Raw genomic sequence first — 18,992 nt, 5'->3', positions numbered from 1 at the left:
GATGCAGCAGGCCATCGTGCAGCGGGTTGCTGTCATGGCCCGGGTGGGCGAAGGCCGGCAGCGCAACCAGCAGCAGGGCAAGGGCGAGCGTTTTTTTCATTGTGGGCTCCAAGGGGCAGTTCAGGAGTGGGCTGGCAGGCGCACGAAGGGGTGATCATGCGCATGGCTGTGGCTGTGGCTATGCGGTGCGCTCTGGTAGGCACCGGCTTCCGGCTCGAACGGCGCCTGCTCGGCCTCGACCGTCAGGCCCAGGCCGCGCAGCATGTCGTCGAGTACGTGGTCGTGCTGGTAACGCAGCAGGCCCGGCTCGATCTGCAGGGGGACGTGGCGGTTGCCCAGATGGTACGCGGCACGCGCCAGCAGGTGCGGGTCGCTGCAACGCACGGTCGATACTGCCTCGGGCGCTGCGAGTACGCGCACCACCTGGCTGCCGGCGGCGTCGGCCAGCAGTTCGCCACCGCGCAGCAGGTGGCCGCGTTCGAGCATCAGGCCGGCCTCGCGGCCATCGTCGAGGGTTACGCGCAGGCGGCTCTTGATACGGCTGTCGACGTCCAGGGTAACGGTGCCGGTGATAGTGTCGGATGCATCGATCCGGCGGTTCAGGACAATCATCTTCGCTCCTTCAGAACAGGAAATAACGCTGGGCCAGCGGCAGTTCGCTGGCCGGCTCGCAAACCAGCAGTTCGCCGTCGGCGCGCACCTGGTAGGTCTGCGAATCGACTTCGATCACCGGTTGCAATGTGTTGTGGACCATGTCGGCCTTGCGCACCCGGCGGCAGCCGTGGGCCACACCGATCAGGCTCTGCAAACCCAGTTCCTGGGCCAGGCCACGGTCCATGGCGGCCTGGGGCAGGAAGGTCATGCGCGTGGCATGGCGGGCCGCACCGAGCGCGCCGAACATAGGCCGGTAATGCACTGGTTGTGGCGTCGGAATCGAGCCATTGATGTCGCCCATGGGCGCTGTGACGATCATCCCGCCCTTGATGACCAGCGCCGGCTTGACCGCGAAGAAAGCCGGCGACCACAGCACCAGGTCAGCCAGCTTGCCCACCTCCACCGAACCCACCTCATGGGCGATACCATGGGTGAGCGCAGGGTTGAGGGTGTATTTGGCGATGTAGCGCTTGACCCGGAAGTTGTCGCTGTAGCTGCTGTCCGGCGCCAGCGGGCCGCGGCGCACTTTCATCTGGTGGGCGACTTGCCAGGTGCGCAGCACCACCTCGCCGACGCGGCCCATGGCCTGGGAGTCGGACGAGGTCATGGCGAAGGCGCCCATGTCGTGCAGGATGTCCTCGGCGGCGATGGTTTCACGGCGGATGCGCGATTCGGCGAACGCCACGTCCTCGGCGATGCTCGGGTCCAGGTGGTGGCAGACCATCAGCATGTCGAGGTGTTCATCGACGGTGTTGACCGTATAGGGCAGGGTCGGGTTGGTCGAGGACGGCAGCACGTTAGCCTGCCCCGCCGCGCGAATGATGTCGGGTGCATGGCCGCCGCCGGCCCCTTCGGTGTGGAAGGTATGGATGGTGCGATCACCGATGGCGGCCAGGGTGTCTTCAATGCAACCGGATTCGTTGAGGGTATCGGTGTGGATCGCCACCTGGATGTCCATTTCCTCGGCGACGCTCAGGCAGCAGTCGATGGCTGCCGGGGTAGACCCCCAATCCTCGTGCAGCTTCAGGCCCACCGCGCCTGCAGCGATCTGCTCGCGCAGCGCTTCAGGTCGCGAAGCATTGCCCTTGCCCAGCAGGCCGATGTTGATCGGCAGGCTGTCGGCCGCCTGGAGCATGCGCGCAAGGTACCAGGGCCCCGGGGTGCAGGTGGTGGCGTTGGTACCGGTGGCCGGCCCGGTGCCGCCGCCGATGAACGTGGTGACGCCACTGGTCAGCGCCTCTTCCACCTGTTGCGGGCAGATGAAGTGAATGTGCGAATCGATGCCCCCGGCGGTGACGATCTTGCCTTCGGCCGCGATCACTTCGGTGCCCGGGCCGACCGGCACGGTGACGCCCGGTTGCACGTCAGGGTTGCCGGCCTTGCCGATGGCAGCGATGCGCCCGTGCTTGACGCCGATATCGGCTTTCACGATGCCCCAGTGGTCGATGATCAGGGCGTTGGTCAGCACCAGGTCCATGGCCTGGGCTGCAAGCATCTGGCCCTGCCCCATGCCGTCGCGGATGACCTTGCCACCGCCGAACTTGACCTCTTCGCCGTAAACCGTGAAGTCCTTCTCGACCTCCACCCACAGGGCAGTGTCGGCCAGGCGCACGCGGTCGCCAACGGTAGGGCCGAACATGTCGGCATAGGCCCGACGCGAAATGCGGCTCATGCCTGGCCCTCCAGTGCGCCCATCACTTTGCCCTGAAAGCCATACACCTCGCGCTTGCCGGCGTAGGCTACCAATTGCACGGTACGCGCCTGGCCCGGCTCGAAGCGCACGGCAGTGCCGGCCGGGATGTCGAGGCGAAAGCCGCGGCTAGGCTCGCGGTCGAACACCAGTGCCTCGTTGACCTCGTAAAAATGGTAATGAGAGCCCACCTGCACCGGCCGGTCGCCATGATTGGCCACTTTGACACTGACCGTTGCACGGCCGACGTTGAGTTCGATGTCGCCGGCGGCGACCTGGATTTCACCTGGGATCATGCTGGGCTCCTCGGCCAGGTCAGACGATGGGGTCATGTACGGTCACCAGCTTGGTACCGTCAGGGAAGGTGGCTTCGACCTGCACGTCATGGAGCATCTCGGGAACACCGTCCATGACCTGATCGCGGCCGATCACTTCGCGGCCCAGGCTCATCAGCTCGGCTACCGTGCGGCCATCACGGGCGCCTTCGAGCACGGCGGCACTGATCAGCGCCACCGCCTCCGGGTAGTTGAGCTTCAGGCCACGGGCCAGGCGCCGTTCCGCCAACAGTGCGGCGGTGAACAGCAGCAGTTTGTCTTTCTCTCTCGGGGTCAGCTCCATGGCGCTCTCTCAGGTGGCCCAGATGCGCGGCGGGCACGCCGGCAGGCCGAGAACGGCCGGCCGCAGCACGTGCCAGAGGCGCTGCAGGGTGTGTTGCAGATGTTGGTTGTCGTGGTCCAGCAGGCGAATCACCAGCAGCGAACCCAGCAAGGTGGCGCCGGCGGGCGTTTTCAGTTCCTCGAGCAGAGGCCGCACCCTTTCCAGCACGGATGGGTCTGCCGGGGACGCACAGAAGGTGGCGAGCAACGGGTGGCCGCCGAGCTTGTCGAGCTGGCCACCGGTGATGCGCAGGCGTTCGGACAAGCCAGGGTCATCGGGCAACTCGATGCTCAGACGGCTGTCCAGCGCGCCCTGATCGAATCGCTCGCCCATCACCGGGCGGCCCAGGCACAGCGTTTCCCAAGCCAGCAGGCGGGCACCGGGCTCAAGGGTGAAGCGGCTGTCGAGGCTGGCGCGAGCACCGGAAAAGAAAATGCTGTCCTGGGGCAGCCACTCCAGGGTGCTGCCCGCTTGCAGATGGAAACGTTGGGTCAGCCACGCGGTTGGGCCGATACTTCGATAAAACTTGCTGGCGCCGGGCATGGTCAGCAATGCATGGCTGCCAGGCTCTAGCTGAATATCCAGTTCCAGGCGGTCACCGGCAACGATGCCCCCTGGCGGGTGCAGCACATAGACGTGGCACGGCGCACCTTCCGGGTAGAACGGCCGCTGCACCAAAAGCGGGCCGAAATGACGGCGCGCACCAAGACGAGTCACACCACCACACTCGACAAAGCGCAACTGCAGGTGGGCACTCCAGCCTGCATCCTGTTCAGATTGTTCGACGCGCTCGGCCAGCAACATCCTATAGCCCCTGATATCCACGGCCTGGCGGCCGTTAAAAGGATCACCGCCGCGCACTGACGTGCTGCAGGCTTGACCACTCGATCAAATTCGATTGGCTGGGATATAGCAGTTTGCGGGCCAACTACGCAGGTGAAGCCACATGAAATATATTGCGCGAGGCTCTGGCGTGGGGCATGCCGGGTCATGACGCACGACACGAGGGCACTCGCCAGCCCTGTTTCGGTGCTCGAATCAGCCAGGGTATTGCGCCGCGAACAAGACAGTCCGCCGTGACAATCAGTAGACTGGCAATCCAGTCAAGTACCGCCCACGGCCAAGGAACCGCCATGCCTCTCGCCCCTGCCATCCCCATCCTGCGCATTTTCTCGGTCGAAAAGGCCAAGGAGTTCTACCTCGACTTCCTCGGCTTCACCCTGGACTGGGAGCACCGCTTCAGCCCGGACCTGCCTTTGTATGCGCAAATCCATCGCGAAGGCCTGGTCCTGCACCTGAGCGAGCATCACGGCGACGCGTGCCCAGGCTCGACGGTGTTTGCCCGTACCGACGAACTGCTGGCGCTGGAACGTGAACTGCTCGACAAACAGTATGGTTACGCCCGCCCACAGGCCGAGCGCGTCGACTGGGGCCTGCAGATGCAGATACGCGACCCGTTCGGTAACCTGTTGCGTTTCTGCCAGCAGATCGATGACGAGGCCGCGCAATGAAAGCATTGGGCAAACGCGAGCTGGCGCGCCTTGAGCGGGAACTGGTGGCGTGCCTGACCGACGCCTGCGAAACGGCAAAGGCGCAAATCGTCGGGTTCAGTTGGCTGACACATCGCCTGGACCCTGATCAGTTCCCTGCCAGCTTGCGCGTTACGTGGGTCTTCGAGCGCGAGGTGGACAAGGCCGCAGCGCTGGCGGGTGATGCGAAGGCACGCATGCTCAAGCTGACGGCCCAGGCGCTGGACGAGGCAGGTATAAGGCTGGATCACCCGGCATGGCATGTGCGCTTTGACAGCGAAGAGGCGTGTGAGCGTAGCCACGGCGGGGATTGGAACAGGCGGCTTGGTGCCGGGCGGTAGCGCTGGAGGGAGGCACATGGCGCATGTGCTTGCCCTGATCGGTCTCAAGGGCATAGCGAACCCATCGCCAGCCCCCGCCCCATCCAATTCGTGACTGGCCGTTCCCGATCCGCGGCGGATGTATTATCGTGGCGAGGTGCGCATATAACAGCAGCCTGAGCGATCGGGCACTTGCAAGACAATCGAGGGTGTCATGAGTAACGAAAGCATTAACTGGGACAAGCTGGGTTTCGACTACATCAAGACCGACAAGCGCTACCTGTCCGTGTGGCGCAATGGTGAGTGGGACAAAGGCACCCTGACCGAAGACAACGTGCTGCACATCAGTGAAGGCTCCACTGCCCTGCACTATGGCCAGCAATGCTTCGAAGGCCTGAAGGCCTACCGCTGCAAGGACGGCTCGATCAACCTGTTCCGCCCTGACCAGAACGCCGCCCGCATGCAGCGCAGCTGCGCCCGCCTGCTGATGCCGCACGTGCCGACCGATGTGTTCATCGAGGCCTGCAAGCAAGTGGTCAAGGCCAACGAGAAGTTCGTCCCGCCACACGGCAAGGGTGCCCTGTACCTGCGCCCGTTCGTGATCGGCACCGGCGACAATATCGGCGTGCGCACCGCCCCCGAGTTCATCTTCTCGGTATTCGCCATCCCGGTTGGCTCGTACTTCAAAGGCGGCATGAAACCGCACAACTTCCAGATTTCCAGCTTTGACCGCGCCGCCCCGCAAGGCACCGGCGCCGCCAAGGTCGGCGGCAACTATGCGGCAAGCCTGCAGCCAGGCGCTGAAGCCAAGAAGGCCAACTTTGCCGACGCCATCTACCTCGATCCGCTGACCCACACCAAGATCGAGGAAGTCGGTTCGGCCAACTTCTTCGGCATCACCGCCAACAACGAATTCATCACGCCGAAATCGGCCTCGGTACTGCCAGGCATCACCCGCCTGTCGCTGATGGAACTGGCGTCCTCGCGCCTGGGCCTGAAGGTGATCGAAGGCGATGTCGAAATCAACAAGCTCGACCGCTTCATCGAAGCCGGTGCATGCGGTACCGCCGCAGTGATCACCCCGATCGGTGGCATCGAGTACAACGGCAAGCTGCACGTGTTCCACGACCTGGAAAAGGTCGGCCCGGTCACCCAGAAGCTCTACAACGAGCTGACCGGTATTCAGAGCGGCGACGTCGAAGCGCCGGCGGGCTGGATCGTCAAGGTCGCCTGAGCCATCGCGCCACGCTGAACCACGGGGCATGCCAGACGCTGGCATGCCCCTTTTTTTGGCTGAGCGTTCCGGCCCCATCGCCGGCAAGCCGGCCCACAGGGATTGCGTCATCTTTAGACGTTGAGCAAGACAGTTTGCCCCGCAGCAAACGAACTGCAGCCAGATGAATTTTTCTTAAATTCCCGGCAGTCTATTCTTTGGCACAATCAAGCCTCCACTAGACGCCCAGGAACCAGCATGCCACGCGTACTGACCATCGAAGACGACGCCGTCACCGGCCAGGAAATCGTCGCCGAACTCACCAGCCACGGTCTGGAAGTGGATTGGGCTGACAATGGCCGTGAAGGCCTGGCCAAGGCCATCGGCGGCGGCTACGACCTGATCACCCTGGACCGCATGCTGCCTGAGGTCGATGGCCTGACCATCGTCACCACCCTGCGCAACCTGAAAATCGCAACGCCCATCCTGATGATCAGCGCGCTATCCGACGTCGACGAGCGTGTGCGAGGCCTGCGTGCCGGTGGCGACGACTACCTGACCAAGCCATTCGCCTCCGACGAGATGGCCGCACGGGTGGAAGTGCTGTTGCGGCGCAATAGCGTGCCGATGACCCAGACCCGACTGCAGGTCGCCGACCTGCAACTGGACCTGATCAGCCATGAGGCCCGCCGCGGCGAACAGACGCTCAACCTGCTGCCCACCGAGTACAAACTGCTGGAGTACCTGATGCGCCATAGCGGCCAGGTGATCACGCGGATGATGATCTTCGAGGAAGTCTGGGGCTACCACTTCGACCCTGGCACCAACCTGATCGATGTGCATATCGGCCGGCTGCGCAAGAAGATCGATGCCCCCGGGCAGTCGCCGCTGATCCGTACCGTACGGGGCTCCGGCTATGCCATTGCTGAACCCGTCTAAGGGCTGGAGTTCCTCGACCAGCCGCCTGCTGGCGCTGTACAGCTTCCTCTTCGTGGCCTGGAGCAGCATCCTCATGGGGGTGCTGTACTTCGAGGTTTCCAGCTACCTGAACAAGCTGACCCGCCACTCCATGCTGCAGCGCCAGCACCTGTTCGCGCACATGAGCGGCAAGCAGCTGGACGACGCGCTGATCGCCAGCCAGGCGTTCGAGGAGCGCGCATTTGATGCCTACGGCCTGTTCGACGCCCAGCTCAACCCGATCGGCGGGCGTATCCGTGCAATTCCGCCGGAACTCGGCCTGGACGGCAAGGTGCATGAACTCGAGCGGTGCCTGGACGCCGATGACCCGCACATGCCGCGTGACAGCTGCGACGCGGTGGCAATCAAGGTTCAGGACGGCCGCTGGCTGGTACTGCTGCGCGACAACGGCTCGTTGTTCGTGGTGACACGCATCATCCTGCACGCCTTGCTATGGGGCATCTCGCTGACCCTGATCCCAGGCTTCGCCGGCTGGTACCTGCTGCGCCGCAGACCTTTGAAACGCATTCGGGCCATTCAGGCGCAGGCAGAGCTGATCGTCGCCGGCGACCTCACCCACCGCCTGCCGCTGTCGGCCCGGCGCGACGAGCTGGACATGCTGGCAGCCATCGTCAACGCCATGCTTGACCGGATAGAACGGCTGATGCATGAGGTCAAGGGCGTGTGCGACAACATTGCCCACGACCTGCGCACACCACTCACCCGCCTGCGTGCGCAGCTGTACCGCATCCGCCAGCAGACCGGGCTGGACTCGGCACAAGCCGAGGCACTGGACCAGGCCATCGGCGAAACCGATACCCTGATGGCACGTTTTCGCGGCCTGTTGCGCATCAGTGAACTGGAAGATCGCCAGCGCCGCGCCGGCTTCGTTCAGCTGGACCCGCGTGAGCTTCTGGTGGAGTTGCACGATTTCTACCTGCCCCTGGCCGAAGATGGCGGTATCCGCCTGCACCTGCAACAGCCTGAGCACTTGCCGGCGCTGCATGGGGACCGTGAATTGCTGTTCGAAGCGCTGGCCAACCTGGTGGGCAATGCCATCAAGTTCACGCCAGAAGGTGGCCAGGTGGCCATTACGGCTACGCAGGACGAAGCAGGCGTACATATCGCTATCGAGGACAGTGGGCCTGGGATTGCGGAAGAAGAGCGCACTGCCGTGCTGAAGCGCTTTTATCGCAGCGAGGAAGGCCACCGCCACCCGGGGTTCGGGCTGGGTTTGTCGATCGTTGCGGCGATCGTCGACCTGCATGGGTTTGGGCTGGAGGTGGGTGACAGTGAGCTGGGTGGGGCTAAGCTGGTGTTGCATTGCGCGTTGGCGGGGTTGCCCAGGTAAAAGCGGGGGCTGCTATGCAGCCCATCGCCGGCAAGCCGGCTCCCACCACGACAGCACAACCTTCAAGCCCTGCGCAATACCTGTCGCCGGCAAGCCGGCTCCCACCACGACAGTGCAACCTTCAAGCCCTGCGCAATACCTGTCGCCGGCTTGCCGGCTCTCACTACGACCGCGCAACCTTCAAGCCCTGCGTAATACCTGTCGCCGGCTTGCCGGCTCTCACCACGACCGCGCAACCTTCAAGCCCTGTGCAATACCTGTCGCCGGCTTGCCGGCTCTCACGACCGCGCAACCTTCAAGCCCTGCGCAATACCTGTGGGAGCCGGCTTGCCGGCGATGGGGCCGCAAAGCGGCCCCTTCACATCATCAGTCAGCCAGACGCCAGGTAGTCGCGCCCTTGCTGTCCTCCAGCACCACACCCATGGCGGTCAGCTGGTCGCGGATACGGTCGGATTCTGCCCAGTTCTTGTCGGCACGCGCCTGCAGGCGCGCCTGGATCAGCGCTTCCACTTCAGCCGCATCGACCTTGCCCTCAGCCCCCGCACGCAGGAAGTCATCGGCCTCCAGCTGCAGTACACCCAGCACATCACCCAGCTCACGCAGGCGACCGGCCAGGCCGGCAGCCGCATCCGGGTCGCTGTCGCGCAGGCGGTTGATTTCGCGCACCAGGTCGAACAGCACAGCGCAGGCTTCGGGGGTGCCGAAGTCGTCGTTCATCGCCACGCTGAAGCGCTCGACGAATGCCTCACCACCCTTGGCCGCCACACGTGGCAAGCCACGCAGCGCGTGATAGAAGCGCTCCAGGGCGCCCTTGACATCACGCAGGCTGTCTTCGGAGTAGTTGATGGCACTGCGGTAGTGGCTGGCCACCAGCAGGTAGCGCACCACCTCCGGGTGATACACGTCAAGCACGTCACGGATAGTGAAGAAGTTGTTCAATGACTTGGACATCTTCTCGCCATTGATGCGGATCATGCCGCAGTGCATCCAGGCGTTGGCGTACTGCTTGCCGGTCGCCGCTTCACTCTGGGCGATTTCGTTCTCGTGGTGCGGGAACTCCAGGTCGCTGCCGCCACCGTGGATGTCGAAGCTCTCGCCCAGGCAGCAGGTGGACATCACCGAGCACTCGATGTGCCAGCCCGGACGGCCAGGGCCCCAGGGCGAATCCCAGTACGGTTCGCCCGGCTTGACGCCCTTCCACAGCACGAAGTCGAGCGGGTCCTGCTTGGCCTCGTCGACCTCGATGCGGGCACCGATGCGCAGGTCCTCGATCTTCTTGCGCGACAGCTTGCCATAGCCGACGAACTTGCCGACCCGGTAGTACACGTCGCCATTGCCCGGCGCGTAGGCGTAGCCCTTGTCGATCAGGGTCTGGATCATCGCGTGCATGCCGGCGATATGGTCGGTGGCACGCGGTTCCTGGTCCGGCTTGAGGATGTTCAGGCGCCGTTCGTCCTCATGCATCGCATCGATCATGCGGGCCGTCAGCGCGTCGAACGTTTCGCCGTTCTCGTTGGCCCGATTGATGATCTTGTCGTCGATGTCGGTGATGTTGCGCACGTAGGTCAGCTCATAGCCGCTCTTGCGCAGCCAGCGCGTGACCAGGTCGAAGGCCACCATGCTGCGGCCATGGCCAAGGTGGCAGTAGTCGTACACGGTCATGCCGCACACATACATGCGCACCTTGTTGCCATCGAGCGGCTTGAAGACTTCCTTGGTTTTGCTCAGCGTGTTGTAAATGGTAAGCACGGTGGTTCCTTAGCTGCCCCAGGAGTCACGCAGGGTGACGGTGCGGTTGAACACCGGGCGGCCCGGCTGGCTGTCCTTGAGGTCGGCGCAGAAGTAGCCTTCGCGCTCGAACTGGAAGCGGTCTTCAGGCTGCGCCTGGCCCAGCGACGGCTCGGCACGGCAGCCGGTCAGCACTTGCAGCGAGTCCGGGTTGATGTTGTCGAGGAAGCTGGCGCCCTCCTCGGCCTTTTCCGGGTTCGGCGAGCGGAACAGGCGGTCGTACAGGCGCACTTCGCACTCGACACTGGCGTCTGCCGGCACCCAGTGGATCACGCCCTTGACCTTGCGGCCCTCGGGGTTCTTGCCCAGTGTGTCCGGGTCGTAGGAGCAGCGCAGCTCGACGATGTTGCCCTCGGCGTCCTTGACCGCTTCGTCGGCGCGGATCACGTAGCTGCCGCGCAGGCGCACTTCACCGGCCGGTTCCAGGCGCTTGTAGCCCTTTGGCGGTTCTTCCATGAAGTCGTCGCGGTCGATGTACAGTTCGCGGGCGAAGGGCAGTACGCGTACGCCCATGTCTTCTTTGGGATGGCGCGGCAGTTCAAGCTGCTCGACCTGGCCTTCAGGGTAGTTGGTGATGACCACTTTCAGCGGGCGCAGTACGCACATGGCGCGCGGCGCGGTGCGGTCGAGGTCGTCACGGATACTGAATTCGAGCATCGACATGTCGACAACACCGTCGGAGCGGTTGGTACCGACCATCTCGCAGAAGTTGCGGATCGAGGCCGGGGTGTAACCGCGACGACGGAAGCCCGACAGGGTCGACATACGCGGGTCGTCCCAGGCGCTGACGTGCTTCTCGTCGACCAACTGCTTGAGCTTGCGCTTGGAGGTGATGGTGTAGTTCAGGTTCAGGCGGCTGAACTCGTACTGACGCGGATGCGCCGGTACCGGCAGGTTGTCCAGGAACCAGTCGTACAGCGGCCGATGGCCTTCGAACTCCAGGGTGCAGATCGAGTGGGTGATGCCTTCGATGGCATCGGACTGACCATGGGTGAAGTCGTAGTTGGGGTAGATGCACCACTTGTCACCGGTCTGGTGGTGGTGGGCATGACGGATGCGGTACAGGATCGGGTCGCGCAGGTTCATGTTCGGCGAGGCCATGTCGATCTTGGCGCGCAGCACGCGCTCGCCATCCTTGAACTCGCCGGCCTTCATGCGCGCGAACAGGTCGAGGTTCTCTTCGACGCTGCGCTCACGGAACGGGCTGTTCTGGCCTGGCTCGGTCAGGCTGCCACGGTAGGCCTTGGCCTGATCAGGGGTCAGGTCACAGACATAGGCCTTGCCACGCTTGATCAGTTCAACGGCCCAGTCGTGCAGCTGGTCAAAGTAGTTCGAGGCATAACGCACGTCGCCGGCCCAGTCGAAGCCCAGCCATTTGACGTCGCGCTGAATGGCATCGATGTACTCCTGGTCTTCCTTGGCCGGGTTGGTGTCGTCGAAGCGCAGGTGACAGACGCCGCCGAACTCCTTGGCCAGGCCGAAGTTGACGCAGATCGACTTGGCATGGCCGATGTGCAGGTAGCCATTGGGCTCCGGCGGAAAACGAGTGACGATGCTGCTGTGCTTGCCCGAGTCCAGGTCGGCCTGGATGATCGGCCGCAGGAAGTTCGCAGGGACGGCGGGGGCGCCTTTGGCAGCGGCGTTGGGCGCGTTGTCGGCAGTGGGCTTGCTCATAGGATCCTTGAATGCACGTGTCCGGCCTGGGTAGGCCGATTGAATCAAAGGGCCTATCATAGCCGAAGCAGTCAAGCTGCTGACAGCCGGGCTCGGACAAACTGCCGTGATTTATCGCAGCTTTTTGTCGCGGCCTGGCAAAATGGCCAGTGCGCGCCATGTGTCGCGGTCGCCCGATCCTGCGTCAGGTGACTACAGGCGCACTGCGCACCCTAATTCCCGAATGCCTTGAAAGAGCGAATTCCAGCATGTCCAAAGTCAAACTGACCACCAACCACGGCGTTATCGTCCTGCAACTGGACGCCGAGAAAGCGCCGCTCACCACGGAAAACTTCGTTCAGTACGTCAAGGACGGTCACTACGATGGCACCGTGTTCCACCGTGTGATCAAGGGTTTCATGATCCAGGGCGGCGGCTTCGAGCCGGGCATGAGCCAGAAGAAAACCCGCGCCAGCATCCAGAACGAAGCTGACAACGGCCTGAAGAACACCAAGTACAGCATCGCCATGGCCCGCACCATGGAGCCGCACTCCGCCTCGGCCCAGTTCTTCATCAACGCCTCCGACAACGACTTCCTCAACCACAGCGGCAAGAACACCCAGGGCTGGGGCTACGCGGTATTCGGCGAAGTGACCGAAGGCCGTGAAATCGTCGACGCCATCGAAAAGGTCGCCACCGGTTCCAAGGCTGGCCACCAGGACGTACCAAAAGACGACGTGATCATCGAGAAAGCCGAGATCGTTGAGTGATACTGCTGATCTCTGATCTGCACCTGCAAGAAGAACGCCCGGACATTACCCGGGCGTTTCTTGATCTGCTCGACGGCCGCGCACGCCATGCCAAGGCGCTGTACATCCTCGGCGACTTCTTCGAAGCCTGGATCGGCGACGATGCCATGACGCCGTTCCAGCAGTCGATCTGCCAGGCCGTGCGCCAGCTGAGCGACAGCGGCACCGCCGTGTACCTGATGCACGGCAACCGTGACTTCCTGATTGGCGAGGCTTTCTGCAAGGCCGCCGGCTGCACCCTGCTGGCCGACCCCTGCGTGATCAGCCTGGGCGGCGAGCAGGTTTTGCTGATGCATGGCGACACCCTGTGCACCCGCGACATCGGTTACATGAAAATGCGCCGTTATCTGCGCAACCCGTTGAGCCTGTGGATTCTGCGGCACTTGCCGCTTGCCACCCGGCAAAAGCTGGCGCGCAAGCTGCGTAACGAAAGCCGTGCACAGACGCGCATGAAGGCCACCGAAATTGTCGATGTCACACCAGAAGAAGTGCCAGCGGTGATGGCGGCACATGGCGTGAAAACGCTGGTGCATGGCCACACTCACCGGCCGGCGATCCACAAGCTGGTGGTGAACGGGGAGCCTGCGCGGCGCATCGTGCTGGGCGATTGGGACCGTCGCGGCTGGACCCTGCAGGTGGATGCGCAGGGCTTTCAGCTGGAGCCGTTCGAGTTTTCCTGAAACTGGTAGCTTCGCCGTACCGGCCTCATCGCCGGCAAGCCGGCGCCTACAGGTACGCCACTATCCTTGATACCTGTGGGCCGGTTTGCCGGCGATGAGGCCGGTACAGGTTTGTAACTTAAGGCTGGCTCGCCACTGCCCCCTTGTCCCGCTCACTGACCACATACTGCCGATACTCGGGGTCAGCCTTGATTTGCGCCTCGGTGAACGGGATGGGCGCCAACTGCTTGGCCGAGAACGCTTTGGTCTGGTCGCTCGCATGCGCCGATGCGGCTTCGCTGGACTGCGAGAAGGCCAACAACCCGCGCGCCTGGGGCCCCTTATCGGTGAAGCTGACCAGTTGCAAGTAACTGGTGCCACTGACCACCAGCCGCTTGCCCGGCCCATGCGGGACGCTGTAGATCGCGTTATACACCCCCAAGCCCTGCGGGCCGCCCGGCACCGGTGTGCCATCGGCCGCCTGCTGGATCTGCCCCCAACGGCTGTCTTCAGCAACGCCGGCTTTGGCTACCTGCTGCAGTGAGGCCAGCGCCGCTTCGCGCAGCAACTTGCGCACCGCCGCCTGCTCCACTGCCAACCCACGCGGCGTGTGTTGTGGGTCTGCCGGGTCGAAGGCCACACGCCAGCTTTGCGGATACCTGGCCAAGGCGTCGACGATGTTCTGGAAGTGCACCAGGCCAATGCCACTGTTCAGGTCAGCCTTGCCATCCCAGCTCGCCAGGCTCGCACATAGCGCCTGCAAATCGGCCTCAGCGCCTTTGCACCATTGCAACAAGTCTGGAAGCACCAGGCTGGCCAGGTAGACCTCATCATCCATCACCATCCGCTGCAGGTCCTCCACACCCAGCTTGGCCTTGCCTTGCAGGCGCTCCAGCGCGAAGCGCCCGCGCATGCCCAAGGGCTGGTCGCTGCGGCTGATCAGCGGCGAGTACCCCGTCAACGGCTGGGCGGGGTTGGTCATCCATGCCGGATCGTTGGAGCTTTGCACAAAATCGTTGCGCGCAAGGCTGGGCAACAGATGCGCCGGGAAGATGCCAGGCTGCGCTGCCTGTGCATCGACCTTCCACTGGCAGGCGCTGCGCGAACCGTCGAGCACCACCAGCGGCCCTTGCGCCGCCGGGTTGCTGCACTGGCTCAGCAACTGCTGGTCCACATAAGGCACCACCGACTGGTTAAGGTACAACGCTTGGCCACCGGCATCGACGGCCAAGGTATTGACCCAGGGGATGCCCTGCAACTGCTCGACCGAGCCCTTCAGTGCCGCCAGGCTATCGGCCCGGTTGATGCGATACCACTGCTGCAGCACGCGGGTATTTTCCAGATTGGCGTCGCGCAGGCTGTGGGCCGCTTTGCTGTCCCAGTCCAGGCGCCCTGGCCACTGCACCACCGGCCCGAAGCTCGAACTGTAGACCTGGCGCTGCACCTGGCTCAGCGTGCCATCCTCAGCCTTGACCGTGATGCTCACAGCCTGGCGCGTCAGCGGCAGGGACTTGCCATCGAGCAGGTAGCGGGTCGGATCCTTGGGGTCCAGTTGCAGTCGATAGAGGGTGAAGTGTTTGGACGTATCGACCGTGTGGGTCCAGGCCAGGTGACGGTTGAAACCGATGTTCACTACCGGCAAGCCAGGCAGTGCGGCGCCCATGACGTCCAGTCGGCCAGGGATGGTCAGTTGCATCTGGTAGAAGCGCATCCCGCCCATCCAGGGGAAATGCGGGTTGGCCAGCAACAGCCCGCGGCCGTTGGCCGAACGCTCCGCACCCACTGCAACGGCGTTGCTGCCGCGCTCCGAAGCGAAGCGCTGCTGCTGGGCAAGTGCCTCGCCAAACGTGGGCGCTGCCTGCTGGCTCGCCAACTGCGGCGGCCGGGCAGCCGCCAGCGCTTCGGCGAACTGGCCCAACCCACCCTCAGCCAGCAGACGGCGGGTCAGCTTGACCAGGTCCAGGCTGGTGATCGGCCGCAACCACTGACCATCCCCGCACTCTGCCGGCAGCCCTTGGCTACGACGCTCGGCCAAGGCGCGGTTGAAACCACTGGCATAGCCCTCCAGCAAATCACGCACCTGAGCAGGTTGGGCCTGCAGGAAGCTGTTGACCGCAGTCGGCGTATTGAACCAGGTGAAGAACAGGTCGCTGGTCAGGTTATCGCGCTGCTCGAGGGTTTTGCCCTGCGCGCCAAAAAAGCGCGAACGTTCACCGTTGACCGTCAGCACTTCATTGGCCAGCAGGCACAGATTGTCTTGGCCATAGGCATAACCGATGCCGTAACCCAGGCCGCGCTCATCCTTGGCAACGATATGCGGCACGCCGAAACTGGTACGGCGAATTTGCGCAGTGGCATCAGACTTGGGTTCCAACCCCTGCGCAGCCATGCTGGAGACAACCAGCGCGGCCGCAAGGCCAGCGCAGGTCATGGGACGTGAAATTGAGAGCACGGGCACTCCTCGGCTTCTGGGATCATTCCCAATCAGACGAACGCCCACATGAAAATTTTACGCACAAGCAGAAACAGATTCGTCTTCATGAGACCGGCAGAGAATCTTTTTTTGCGCAAAGGCTGCAGATTCTCCGTTCTCATTCGTCCTAGTAAGTGAGGCACCCATATTTCGGGAAAGTCCACGAAAAGGAGCATTCACATGTACAACCCGCAATCCTCACTTCAGACCGGGCGAACCCCGGCCAAAGCGGCCAATGGACAGGACGCCTGCGGGGAAGAGCGTGTCGGCAACGAACAGATCCGCGAGTTGCTGCGCACCTATGGGCTGCGTACCAGCCTGATTCGTCTCAAAGTGATCGATGCCCTGCACAGCGCCGGCCGTTCCGGCCGCAGCATTGGCGTGCGCGGTGTGCACGCGCATCTGGAACAACTGGATATTCCGCTGTCGTTTCTCAGTGTGCGGGAGGTGCTCAAGCGGCTGTGCGCAGAGGGCGTGATCAACCTGGGCAACGACAAGTGCTACAGCCTCAACCCGCAAGCGCGCGCCGTGCTCGAGCAACCCTCTGCACGCTGAGCGCATGGCCGGCCATACCTGGCCGGCCGGTACGGGTCAGGGCTTGACCTTGCGCCGCAGGATCCCGTTGATCACGACCACCACCACCGCAATGGCGATGGCCAGCAGCTGGAAAGTCTGTTCACTGATGGTGCCCTGCTTCTGCAGGTGTGACAGGCCCAGCATGAGGCCCAGCACCACCAGGATGATAAGAATCGAATATTTGAGGCGCTGCACGTGTGTCATCGATAGTTCCTTGCAACATCGGGGGCAAATGGCTCGCAACGAGCCGGGGCAATGATACAACGCCCGTGGCTTTCGGCGCTGCATTTCCTGCTTAGCGTGGCACCTCAAGCCTGAAAGTATTGGCCTTCCTACCGCCCATGCTGGAGGCTCCATGCTCAAGCCCGCCCTGCTCATTCTGTTGTTACTGCCCTCTCTCCCCACCCACGCCCTGGATATCCGCCAGATACCACCTGAGCAATTGCTCAAAATGGGCCGCGAACTGGCGGACTACGCCGGCAGCAACCAATGGCAACAGTTATGGCATCGAACAAGGGCAGCCGGGCACCTGCTCGCAAGGCCCGGCCACGCCCATTTCACAATCGAGCAGCCGCAGTTGCCAAGGCTCGCCTACGAAACCTTGGCCAACGCCGGACAAGTCGAAGCAGTGGGCAAGACCCTTGCGCTCTATCGCCGATCCTTCCCCGGTAAAGTGCTGGGCCGGCACGATAAGCAATCTCTCAGTGCCCTCTGCCTCGTGGTCGACTGGCGCAGTCTGCCTCAAACAATGGCCGATTGGCCGCACGCCTACCTGCGCAACGTGAGCTTGATGCATGTTTACCCCTGCGGTTGAGGGTACTGGCACCCAGTTGCCTCACGGAAAAGTGCCCCCCTGAGTATCAACGGCTGTAGGGCAACGCCAGAGCGATGTCCTACAACGCGCGAAATCGTTGCCTTCAAATCCTGCTCCCCGAGGCTACAACAGCTGGACCACTTGGCGCCTAGCGACAGTATTCGTCACTCACTGACAATCCGCTCATGCCAACGACAGAACGCCGATGGTAATCGCCGACCCGCCATTGCGGCATATCAAAGCATCGCGCCCCATCTACCTCGAGGGAGCCACACATGGAATTGCAAGATCTCACAGCCATAGATATCAGCCAGCTACCGCACTCGCTGCAGTCCCTGATCGAATGTATCGGCATAGAAAACGCCTACCAACTGACCTGCGCCTTCGGCGGCAGGCCCAAATACATCCCCAAGCATCGCGAGCGAACCAAGCTCGCTGACGTACTCCCCGGCGAAGCCCTTGACGCCTTGATCAAGCGTTTTGCCGGTGTGGCACTGGAAATTCCCAAGCCGGACCACTTCCTGCGGCAGTTGCGCAACCTGCAAATCCAGAAAGAAAGCGCTGAAGGGCTGTCACGCAGCCTGCTGGCCGACAAGTACGGCCTGAGCCTGCGCCAGATCGGCAATATCCGTCGCCAGGAGCCTTGCACGCGCTGACGACGCCCACCCGGCCGTACTGACGGCCGTATTTGCATCATCCAACAGAGAAAGAGAATCCAGCAATGTCCCTAGACAACAGCCTTATCGGATCGGTCATCAACGCCTTGCCCATGGACCGGATGATCGCCGGGCCGCTACAAGCCATGGTTCAGGCTCAGGTCACTGCGAGCAAATCCTATGCGGACTTCCTCATGCAGGTCTGCGTACAGGATGGCAAAGCGGTTGCCATCCAGTTCGACTACGACGAGACCATCGTCAACGAACAGGGCGAATACAAAGGCGTCGTCAGCAAGTCCATGAAGGTCCCGCTGCTGGCGGCCATTACCCACCCGAACATTGTCATTGAAGAAGGCAAGGTCGAGTTCGAACTGACCATCAGCCAGGCGGCCGAGGATTTCAGTGAGTCCAGCAAAGGTGGTGACATGGCCGCCTCGCTGGGCTGGGGCCCTTTCAAGCTGGACATGAAGGGCAGTATCAGCCACAAGTCCACGCAGACCCGCAAGTCCGATACCCGTGCCCGCTATGCATTCAACACCACCTTGCGCCGCCAGGATCCACCAGAGGCGGTGATGAGGGTCATCGATTTCCTCACCGATGCTGCCACCAAACCGACGGTGGTACCCAACTCGACCCTGATAAGCACGGATGCGATCTCCGATGCTGACGTGCTGAAGGACGATACAGCGAGCACCGCCTCTGCAGGTGCCACCACTTCCTGATCCTTCGCCCTGTCTCAAAATGTCCGCCTCGCTGAACACAGCGGGGCTCCCCGTGTACCAAGGAGACAAGTGAGTGGACAACCACCCTGCCCCCATGACCGCGATTGACCTGCGGGATATCACCCGTGGCCTGCAGGAAGCCGCTGCGGCAACCAATAGCCTGATTGCCCAGCAGTACATCAATCTGTTCGATCACTTTTTCGACATCGATCCGCAGGCGCTCGGGGCTCCCATGAAAGCCAAGATGGTCGAGGTCGCCATGGACGACAAGCATGTGATACGCGTGCCGTTGTTCGCCCTGGTTTCACCCAAGGGGCTGGCTCTGGAGCGCATGCAGGTCGACCTCTCTGTGCGGGTCAATGGCACGGAGGCGCTGCGTGCGATGCAGGCGAATGATCAGGCCGGCGGCGCTGCGGCCTTCAAGGTCACGATCGGCGCCCAGGGCCGCCAGGGGGAAACGCGAGACCCGGA

21 protein-coding genes and 1 pseudogene are annotated in these 18,992 nt (G+C 62.9%); 12 read left to right on the top strand and 10 right to left on the bottom strand.

Features of this window, described 5'->3' with window-relative positions:
• The 6 genes and pseudogenes from BLX42_RS07560 to BLX42_RS07535 all read right to left on the bottom strand — a co-directional run.
• Window positions 1–100: pseudogene (locus tag BLX42_RS07560) on the bottom strand (urease accessory protein UreJ); the annotation flags it as partial.
• A 20-nt stretch (window positions 101–120) separates the two neighbouring features.
• Window positions 121–612: an urease accessory protein UreE gene (gene ureE / locus BLX42_RS07555; RefSeq protein WP_039602760.1), complete on the bottom strand. Its 492-nt coding sequence runs from the start codon at window positions 610–612 to the stop codon at window positions 121–123.
• 10 nt (window positions 613–622) lie between these two features.
• Complete coding sequence (gene ureC, locus BLX42_RS07550; protein ID WP_012314277.1) at window positions 623–2,326, bottom strand: urease subunit alpha; 1,704 nt, start codon at window positions 2,324–2,326, stop codon at window positions 623–625.
• The gene (locus BLX42_RS07545; protein ID WP_039602758.1) at window positions 2,323–2,640 is read right to left on the bottom strand and encodes an urease subunit beta; all 318 of its coding nucleotides are present in this window, start codon (window positions 2,638–2,640) and stop codon (window positions 2,323–2,325) included. Before BLX42_RS07545 ends, ureC begins: the two co-directional genes overlap by 4 nt.
• Window positions 2,641–2,659: 19 nt before the next feature.
• A complete protein-coding gene (locus tag BLX42_RS07540) occupies window positions 2,660–2,962 on the bottom strand; it encodes an urease subunit gamma (RefSeq protein WP_046787702.1) in 303 nt (100 codons plus the stop codon).
• A 9-nt stretch (window positions 2,963–2,971) separates the two neighbouring features.
• Window positions 2,972–3,805, bottom strand: coding sequence for an urease accessory protein UreD (locus BLX42_RS07535; protein ID WP_161871479.1), 834 nt, complete (start codon window positions 3,803–3,805; stop codon window positions 2,972–2,974).
• Between the two features lie 329 nt (window positions 3,806–4,134).
• On the opposite strand from BLX42_RS07535, the gene BLX42_RS07530 reads away from it, so the two are divergent.
• From BLX42_RS07530 to BLX42_RS07510, 5 genes are all read left to right on the top strand, one after another.
• Complete coding sequence (locus BLX42_RS07530) at window positions 4,135–4,512, top strand: glyoxalase superfamily protein (RefSeq protein ID WP_161871478.1); 378 nt, start codon at window positions 4,135–4,137, stop codon at window positions 4,510–4,512.
• Window positions 4,509–4,871 carry a hypothetical protein gene (locus BLX42_RS07525; protein WP_046787705.1) on the top strand — a complete coding sequence of 121 codons (363 nt, stop codon included), beginning with the start codon at window positions 4,509–4,511 and terminating at the stop codon, window positions 4,869–4,871. The genes BLX42_RS07530 and BLX42_RS07525 overlap by 4 nt, the downstream gene beginning before the upstream one ends.
• Before the next feature lie 193 nt (window positions 4,872–5,064).
• Window positions 5,065–6,084, top strand: coding sequence for a branched-chain amino acid aminotransferase (locus BLX42_RS07520; RefSeq protein WP_046787706.1), 1,020 nt, complete (start codon window positions 5,065–5,067; stop codon window positions 6,082–6,084).
• 237 nt (window positions 6,085–6,321) lie between these two features.
• Entirely contained in the window at window positions 6,322–7,002 is a 681-nt protein-coding gene (locus BLX42_RS07515) for a response regulator transcription factor (protein WP_046787707.1), read from the top strand.
• On the top strand, window positions 6,980–8,371 hold the full coding sequence (locus BLX42_RS07510; RefSeq protein ID WP_161871477.1) for a HAMP domain-containing sensor histidine kinase: 1,392 nt from the start codon (window positions 6,980–6,982) through the stop codon (window positions 8,369–8,371). Before BLX42_RS07515 ends, BLX42_RS07510 begins: the two co-directional genes overlap by 23 nt.
• A 366-nt stretch (window positions 8,372–8,737) precedes the next feature.
• Here the strand turns inward: BLX42_RS07510 and cysS are convergent, their stop codons facing one another.
• Complete coding sequence (cysS, locus tag BLX42_RS07505) at window positions 8,738–10,120, bottom strand: cysteine--tRNA ligase (RefSeq protein WP_161871476.1); 1,383 nt, start codon at window positions 10,118–10,120, stop codon at window positions 8,738–8,740.
• Window positions 10,121–10,129: 9 nt separating this feature from the next.
• Window positions 10,130–11,833, bottom strand: a complete 1,704-nt coding sequence (locus BLX42_RS07500; protein WP_125923037.1) for a glutamine--tRNA ligase/YqeY domain fusion protein — start codon at window positions 11,831–11,833, stop codon at window positions 10,130–10,132.
• 248 nt (window positions 11,834–12,081) lie between these two features.
• Here BLX42_RS07500 and BLX42_RS07495 point away from each other — a divergent pair, with 248 nt between their 5' ends.
• Window positions 12,082–12,582, top strand: coding sequence for a peptidylprolyl isomerase (locus BLX42_RS07495; protein ID WP_039603152.1), 501 nt, complete (start codon window positions 12,082–12,084; stop codon window positions 12,580–12,582).
• On the top strand, window positions 12,579–13,301 hold the full coding sequence (locus tag BLX42_RS07490; protein WP_046785432.1) for a UDP-2,3-diacylglucosamine diphosphatase: 723 nt from the start codon (window positions 12,579–12,581) through the stop codon (window positions 13,299–13,301). The genes BLX42_RS07495 and BLX42_RS07490 overlap by 4 nt, the downstream gene beginning before the upstream one ends.
• 118 nt (window positions 13,302–13,419) lie before the next feature.
• Here BLX42_RS07490 and BLX42_RS07485 read toward each other — a convergent pair whose 3' ends face one another.
• A complete protein-coding gene (locus tag BLX42_RS07485) occupies window positions 13,420–15,711 on the bottom strand; it encodes an acylase (protein WP_161871481.1) in 2,292 nt (763 codons plus the stop codon).
• A 222-nt stretch (window positions 15,712–15,933) separates the two neighbouring features.
• On the opposite strand from BLX42_RS07485, the gene BLX42_RS07480 reads away from it, so the two are divergent.
• Complete coding sequence (locus BLX42_RS07480) at window positions 15,934–16,308, top strand: fe2+ zn2+ uptake regulation protein (RefSeq protein WP_115275028.1); 375 nt, start codon at window positions 15,934–15,936, stop codon at window positions 16,306–16,308.
• A 36-nt stretch (window positions 16,309–16,344) separates the two neighbouring features.
• Here the strand turns inward: BLX42_RS07480 and BLX42_RS07475 are convergent, their stop codons facing one another.
• Window positions 16,345–16,533, bottom strand: a complete 189-nt coding sequence (locus BLX42_RS07475; protein ID WP_012314261.1) for a hypothetical protein — start codon at window positions 16,531–16,533, stop codon at window positions 16,345–16,347.
• A gap of 151 nt (window positions 16,534–16,684) precedes the next feature.
• On the opposite strand from BLX42_RS07475, the gene BLX42_RS07470 reads away from it, so the two are divergent.
• From BLX42_RS07470 to BLX42_RS07455, 4 genes are all read left to right on the top strand, one after another.
• Window positions 16,685–17,143, top strand: coding sequence for a hypothetical protein (locus BLX42_RS07470; protein ID WP_046785436.1), 459 nt, complete (start codon window positions 16,685–16,687; stop codon window positions 17,141–17,143).
• Between the two features lie 275 nt (window positions 17,144–17,418).
• Entirely contained in the window at window positions 17,419–17,799 is a 381-nt protein-coding gene (locus tag BLX42_RS07465) for a transcriptional regulator (protein WP_039602338.1), read from the top strand.
• Between the two features lie 65 nt (window positions 17,800–17,864).
• Window positions 17,865–18,521, top strand: a complete 657-nt coding sequence (locus tag BLX42_RS07460) for a DUF2589 domain-containing protein (RefSeq protein ID WP_161871475.1) — start codon at window positions 17,865–17,867, stop codon at window positions 18,519–18,521.
• A 73-nt stretch (window positions 18,522–18,594) separates the two neighbouring features.
• Window positions 18,595–18,992, top strand: a 398-nt coding sequence (locus tag BLX42_RS07455) for a DUF2589 domain-containing protein (RefSeq protein WP_168216550.1), incomplete at its 3' end; no start/stop codon positions are given.

The sequence above is a fragment of the Pseudomonas sp. SG-MS2 genome, from assembly GCF_009933855.1.
GTDB classification, from domain to species: Bacteria; Pseudomonadota; Gammaproteobacteria; order Pseudomonadales; family Pseudomonadaceae; genus Aquipseudomonas; species Aquipseudomonas putida_E.
This window is presented reverse-complemented; position numbering and strand designations above follow the sequence as displayed.

Excerpts from the sequence above, each read along its gene's own strand:
- ureE (WP_039602760.1), bottom strand. The coding sequence starts at position 612 with ATGATTGTCCTGAACCGCCGGATCGATGCATCCGACACTATCACCGGC.
- ureC (WP_012314277.1), bottom strand. The coding sequence starts at position 2,326 with ATGAGCCGCATTTCGCGTCGGGCCTATGCCGACATGTTCGGCCCTACC.
- BLX42_RS07545 (WP_039602758.1), bottom strand. The coding sequence starts at position 2,640 with ATGATCCCAGGTGAAATCCAGGTCGCCGCCGGCGACATCGAACTCAAC.
- BLX42_RS07540 (WP_046787702.1), bottom strand. The coding sequence starts at position 2,962 with ATGGAGCTGACCCCGAGAGAGAAAGACAAACTGCTGCTGTTCACCGCC.
- BLX42_RS07535 (WP_161871479.1), bottom strand. The coding sequence starts at position 3,805 with ATGTTGCTGGCCGAGCGCGTCGAACAATCTGAACAGGATGCAGGCTGG.
- BLX42_RS07530 (WP_161871478.1), top strand. The coding sequence starts at position 4,135 with ATGCCTCTCGCCCCTGCCATCCCCATCCTGCGCATTTTCTCGGTCGAA.
- BLX42_RS07525 (WP_046787705.1), top strand. The coding sequence starts at position 4,509 with ATGAAAGCATTGGGCAAACGCGAGCTGGCGCGCCTTGAGCGGGAACTG.
- BLX42_RS07520 (WP_046787706.1), top strand. The coding sequence starts at position 5,065 with ATGAGTAACGAAAGCATTAACTGGGACAAGCTGGGTTTCGACTACATC.
- BLX42_RS07515 (WP_046787707.1), top strand. The coding sequence starts at position 6,322 with ATGCCACGCGTACTGACCATCGAAGACGACGCCGTCACCGGCCAGGAA.
- BLX42_RS07510 (WP_161871477.1), top strand. The coding sequence starts at position 6,980 with ATGCCATTGCTGAACCCGTCTAAGGGCTGGAGTTCCTCGACCAGCCGC.
- BLX42_RS07500 (WP_125923037.1), bottom strand. The coding sequence starts at position 11,833 with ATGAGCAAGCCCACTGCCGACAACGCGCCCAACGCCGCTGCCAAAGGC.
- BLX42_RS07495 (WP_039603152.1), top strand. The coding sequence starts at position 12,082 with ATGTCCAAAGTCAAACTGACCACCAACCACGGCGTTATCGTCCTGCAA.
- BLX42_RS07485 (WP_161871481.1), bottom strand. The coding sequence starts at position 15,711 with ATGACCTGCGCTGGCCTTGCGGCCGCGCTGGTTGTCTCCAGCATGGCT.
- BLX42_RS07480 (WP_115275028.1), top strand. The coding sequence starts at position 15,934 with ATGTACAACCCGCAATCCTCACTTCAGACCGGGCGAACCCCGGCCAAA.
- BLX42_RS07475 (WP_012314261.1), bottom strand. The coding sequence starts at position 16,533 with ATGACACACGTGCAGCGCCTCAAATATTCGATTCTTATCATCCTGGTG.
- BLX42_RS07470 (WP_046785436.1), top strand. The coding sequence starts at position 16,685 with ATGCTCAAGCCCGCCCTGCTCATTCTGTTGTTACTGCCCTCTCTCCCC.
- BLX42_RS07465 (WP_039602338.1), top strand. The coding sequence starts at position 17,419 with ATGGAATTGCAAGATCTCACAGCCATAGATATCAGCCAGCTACCGCAC.
- BLX42_RS07460 (WP_161871475.1), top strand. The coding sequence starts at position 17,865 with ATGTCCCTAGACAACAGCCTTATCGGATCGGTCATCAACGCCTTGCCC.